We start from the raw sequence: 1,086 nt of genomic DNA on the forward strand, positions 1-1,086 counted from the left end.
TTTTGATCCTGATCTCTTAAAAACAAGATCAAAAGATCGCAGCCTTCGGCAGCTCCTACAGGGGGGTGGAGAGTCAGTTCGGGCGCAGCACCAGGGCGAATAGCTCACCATGTCCGGTGACATTGAGCTTTTGATAGAGATTGCGCCGATGTACTTTCACCGTTTCCGGCGATATGCCCATCTGCTGGGCGATCGCCTTACTCGAGAAACCCTGCAAGATCAGCCGCGCCGTGTCGTTTTCACGCACCGTCAGCCGCGCATCAAAACGATCCAGCAACGTCGCCAGATCGCCGACCAGCACTTCAGCAACCGCCCCTTGCGGCGGCAATAGCTGCACATGCCGGCGCATCGCTGCCAGCACCCAGTCGCGCACACACAGCAGCCGGCCCTGCTCGGCCATTTCGAACGGCGTCGAACGCCCCATCGATAAGCCCAACACGCTGCCATCAACGTTGATCATGAACTGCAACTCATCCGCGCCCACCACCGAGCGGAAGTAGCTCTGGTAGTACTCGCTCTGCAAAAACTGGTCAGGCGCCACCGACGCCAGGCTGTGCAAGCCATCAGCGAGCCCCGCCGAAGCGGCCTGATAAAACGGATCGAGCAGGTACATGCCGGCGGTGTAATCGGCGAGGTTTTCCTGCTCCTCGACAGCGCCCTTGCTGTCGATATCAATCAGCAATTGCGGCGCCTGGCCCGCCTTCATCACCGCGACCAAGGCGTTATCCATCGGCACCAGCAGGCGCAAGGTATCGACCAGCGCCCGCCAGAATCCGTCCTGCCCGACACAGGTGAAGACCCGCGCCAGACTTTGATGCACAGGCAATTCCTGCAACAACGCGTCCACGCTCTACCCCTTTTGTGTAACCCATGATGGGAATGGGTCAGGCGCGATCGGATCGATAGGCTGACCGCACTTGATCAACACCGGCCGCAGCGGCCGGAAGTGCCGAATCATGCGGGGTCATCGGAGGGATATCAACCGGTGACCACTGATCAGCAAGACCAACGCATTTCCTGTAGGAGCTGCCGCAGGCTGCGATCCTTTGACGTTGTTTTTGCAGATCAAAAGATCGCAGCCTGCGG

1 protein-coding gene is annotated in these 1,086 nt (G+C 59.1%); it reads right to left on the reverse strand.

The genetic code is table 11. The features are described from left to right. Positions 1-73 precede the first annotated feature (73 nt). A complete protein-coding gene (locus tag QMX93_RS30760) occupies positions 74-847 on the reverse strand; it encodes a helix-turn-helix transcriptional regulator (RefSeq protein ID WP_212544662.1) in 774 nt (257 codons plus the stop codon). Positions 848-1,086 lie beyond the last annotated feature (239 nt).

This window comes from Pseudomonas sp. PS01303 (genome assembly GCF_029959385.1).
In the GTDB taxonomy this organism is placed as follows: Bacteria; Pseudomonadota; Gammaproteobacteria; order Pseudomonadales; family Pseudomonadaceae; genus Aquipseudomonas; species Aquipseudomonas rustica.